Source organism: Sedimentibacter sp. (assembly GCF_033447055.1).
Lineage (GTDB): Bacteria > Bacillota > Clostridia > Tissierellales > Sedimentibacteraceae > Sedimentibacter.
In genome coordinates this window covers 1-4,040 of record NZ_JAWQJF010000100.1, presented here as the reverse complement: position 1 = coordinate 4,040, position 4,040 = coordinate 1, and the positions used below count along the sequence as shown (strand labels likewise).

The 4,040-nt window shown below is 31.5% G+C and carries 4 protein-coding genes; all 4 read right to left on the bottom strand.

Translation table 11 applies throughout. The annotated features are described in order from the left end of the window. Window positions 1–620: DUF2232 domain-containing protein (locus SA378_RS06655; protein WP_318525199.1), on the bottom strand; the 620-nt coding region annotated here is incomplete at its 3' end. A gap of 39 nt (window positions 621–659) precedes the next feature. Beyond that, window positions 660–2,390: a sigma-54 interaction domain-containing protein gene (locus tag SA378_RS06650; RefSeq protein ID WP_318525198.1), complete on the bottom strand. Its 1,731-nt coding sequence runs from the start codon at window positions 2,388–2,390 to the stop codon at window positions 660–662. Between the two features lie 110 nt (window positions 2,391–2,500). After that, entirely contained in the window at window positions 2,501–3,136 is a 636-nt protein-coding gene (locus SA378_RS06645) for a GntR family transcriptional regulator (RefSeq protein ID WP_318525197.1), read from the bottom strand. Between the two features lie 147 nt (window positions 3,137–3,283). After that, window positions 3,284–4,040 (bottom strand): glycine betaine ABC transporter substrate-binding protein (locus SA378_RS06640; protein WP_318525196.1); only part of this gene is annotated, 757 nt, incomplete at its 5' end.

Sequence of the window (4,040 nt, the reverse complement as noted above, 5' to 3'; positions counted from 1 at the left end):
TAATTAATATATGATGTAATTACGGAAGCAACAATAATAATAGCAGGGAATATATTTGTAATAACAAATGTCATCGTTAATCCCATTTCATCATAAATCTTAATCATTTCTTGAACATTTTCATTATTTAAGCCGTCAGGAATACTTGTAAGCATTTCCTTCATCATTATTATGCTTTCATTATACATATCCGATAACTGTTGTACAAAGTTTACTCCCATTATTGTATTTAAAAACAATATAAGTACAACAAAAGAAATCATATATGCTGCTGAGCCAAACAAAATAGTCTTGTTTGCATCCTCATCATTGCATATTCCATAAGCCAGCGCAATAGCCAACGGAGTATATAAGATTAAAAACATCATTCCTGTCTGCACTCCTAAAAGCATTGAAACTATTATATCAGAAGCTATCAAAGCAAGACTTGCATATTTCAAGCCCTTTCTTTTAGCCAATATAATTGCAGGTGTAGGATAAAAAAACATAATAATTGAAAAAAAAGATGATAAATATGCTAAAATAACAAGAATTCCTGTTATCATTGCAGATTCTGTTATACTTGATGTTTTGAAATTTCTGTTCATCATTACCTCTATGTAATTTTCATATCTAATCATAATATTTTACCCTAAAAACAATATAAAGTCAAAATTAATTTACATTTCCAATTTTCTATATAATGTTGCTATGCTTATCCCTAACTGACGAGCTGCCTCTTTTTTAGAATCAACCGTATCCCCCAGCTTTTGAATTTTATTATTAATAACAGATTTTTCATATGCTTTTGTTAAATCTGCAAGTTTTAAATTTTCTTTTTCGCTAAAATTACCAATTTTCTTTCTTATATTTTCATCCCCTACAACACTGTTTTCTTCAAAAATTACAGCATATTCAATTAAATTTCTAAGTTCCCTGATGTTTCCCGGAAATTTATATTTTAAAAGAAGAATTTCAGCTTTTGCCGTAAATCCTGTAAAATCTTTGTTATAAGCTTTTGCAAAACGATCTAAAAAATATCTTGCTAAAATTATTACATCATACCCTCTATCTTTAAGCGACGGAAGATAAATTGGAACAACATTCAACCTGTAGTACAAGTCATCTCTGAAAAAATTCTTTTCAACCATCAAGCTCAAATTTTTATGAGTGGCTGAAATAATTCTTGGATTTACTTTAATCGGAGTATTTCCTCCAACTCTTACTATTTCTTTTTCCTCAAGTGCTCTGTTTAGTTTTACCTGCATAAGGAGTGGAAGATCTCCAATTTCATCAAGAAAAAGAGTACCATCCTTGCAAATTTCAAATTTTCCAGGTTTTCCAGAACTGTTTGCTCCTGTAAAAGAACCTTTCTCGTAGCCAAAAAGTTCACTTTCAATTAAATTCTCAGGTATAGCACCGCAGTTAACAGCCATAAAAACATCATTTTTTCTGCTGCTTGCAGCATGAATAGCCCTGGCAAACACTTCTTTGCCGGTTCCTGTTTCTCCCATTATCAAGACAGAAGCATCCTTTTCTGCAACTTGTATAGCTTCTCTCCTTGCTTGAAGAATAGCTTCACTTTCACCTACTATTTCATCAAATGTTACAAGGTCTTTTTTCCTGTTTTCTTCAAGCACAGATTCTTTCATTTTGTTAAAGTCGAATAATACAAGTACAATTCCTTCTTGTTTTTCTTTTATAACAATGGGATTAGCATTAATCATAAACTCCGTTCCATTGAGTTTAACAGATCCCACTTCCCCGTTGAAATTTTGTAATATAAGATTGTTGTATACTTTCTCAGTCAACACTTCCCATATTGCCGGCACTTTATTTAGATTAATATTTAATTTCTCATTAATATAATTATTCGTAGTTATTATTTCCTTATTGTTGTTTATAACAATAATTCCTTCATTAAGTGAATTAATTAATGTTACAAGTTCCGTAGATCTGTATTCAAGTTTTTCGGTAACGTTTTTTTCGCTTATAATCGTTGAAATAATATCGCTCAACTGACTCTCGAAATTCATATAACTGTCTCTGTTGGCAAGCAAGTTTTGTTTCGCTACTTCATCATAAGCACACATGCCTAAAACGCCAATTATTTCATCGCTAAGTTTTATTGGAATGCAAAATTCAATAAGTTCCTTGCAATTTTCTAAATTTTCACACTTTAAACATATAGGGTCAATTTTAGGGTTTTCAATAAAAAATTGTTCACCTGTCATGATACATTTATGAAATGCAGAATAAACAGGAGCTTTGTCTCCCATATATTCCTTTTTAACCGTAGACACAATTCTATCAAGATTATCATCAACTATTAAAATATCCACATTTGTAACGGCATGCAACGCTTCTACTATGTGCAAAAGTTCTGTCTTAATGCCCATTAATACACTCATTTCATTCTTCCTTTACGAGAATTTTAATTAAATTGCATTTGTTATGTACCTATATTATAATTTGTACAATTGTACAAATTTTTTTACTTTTATATATTTAACATTACATATCATTCTTTATATCCATACATAAAATCTTTTACTCTAATATAACTGTTTTCATCGCCTACAAAATATAATATGTCATTTTCCCTAAATACTGAATATGGTCCCGGAGAAAGAATAGTAATGTCACCCCTATTGATTGCAATGATTGTCGCATTAGTATTCTGCCAAAAATTCACCTCAGAAGCTAATTTATTCAAATGAATTGCATCATTAGTAATCTTTATTTCATATGGAACAAAAGGATTAATAGATTGGAAACGCTGTGTGTTGTCAAGTAACTTGTAAAATAGATTCTGCAAATTATTAATCTCATTCTTTTGTTTGTCAAAACTATCTTGCATCTCAGTTATAAGTGCTTTCACAGTCTGTTTTTCGCTGAAGTTTCTGACATATTTTACGGCATTTTCATAGGATTTTATAGTTACTCCGCTACCTTTTAAAGATTCTACAATTTCTAGGTCAGAAAGAACATTGATAGCCCTTCTGGCAGTTTCTGAAGAAACATTGTATTGACTAGCTATTGAAGTCCTAGCATAAATTTTATCACCTACCCGCAATTTGTTTTCAGCAATTCTTGAAGCTATGTCCAAAGCTATCTTTTGATAAGTGGAACTTTTAATATTAATCTTTTTATCCATTCATGCATCCTTTTGTCTATAATAATTTTTCAATGTTAGTATATCACATAATATAATAAAAACAATATAACATTGCAGCAGAATTTTCTTTAGTAAATATTTCAATAAGTAAAAAACCTCATATATGAGGTTTTTTACTTAGAAGACTTAATCTATCAGCCCTTCTTTCTGTAGCCACTCTTTGGCAACTTCTTTTGGTTCTCTCTCGTTAATGTCTACTTCATAATTTAGTTTTGTCATAGTATCCGTATCAAGCAAAGGTGCTATTTTTTCCAGAACTTCCTTAATTTCAGGATTGTTTTCCAATGTTTCACTTCTTATTACCGGTGCAGGGTTGTAAACAGGGAAAAATTCTTTGTCATCTTCTAAGTTAATCAAATCATATGCAGCTATACGCCCATCAGTTGCAAATCCCATAGCAACATCAACCTGCTTTTCCTTCAATGTTTTGTACATTATACCCAAGTCCATGATTTTTATATTATCATCTCCGATACTATATTCATAAACCTCCTCTACCCCAGGGTAACCGTCCGGTCTGATTGAAAATTCATGGTCAATTGCAACAGTAAGCTCTCCAGGATTTTCATTAACATATTTAGAAAAATCGCTAATGGATTTTATATTTAATTCTTCTGACTGATCACGACGCATCATGAGTGTGTAAGTATTGTTTAAAGGCGCATATTGAAGCCACTTAAATCCATTTTCAGCATCTTCTTCACGCACCTTGTCATAAGCTTCCTGAGAAACTGTTATAGGTTCTTCGTGCTGAAGAAGAGAAATCCATGCTGTGCCTGTATATTCCCAATACATGTCAAAGTCTCCGTTTTCCAATGCTAAACGAACTTTATCTGAACCTGCTACGCCGGTTTTATCTTCCACTTCAAATCCAGCAGTTTCT

What these genes read in the sequence shown, in the direction of transcription:
- SA378_RS06650 (WP_318525198.1), bottom strand. Translation starts at nt 2,390, where the DNA reads ATGAGTGTATTAATGGGCATTAAGACAGAACTTTTGCACATAGTAGAA.
- SA378_RS06645 (WP_318525197.1), bottom strand. Translation starts at nt 3,136, where the DNA reads ATGGATAAAAAGATTAATATTAAAAGTTCCACTTATCAAAAGATAGCT.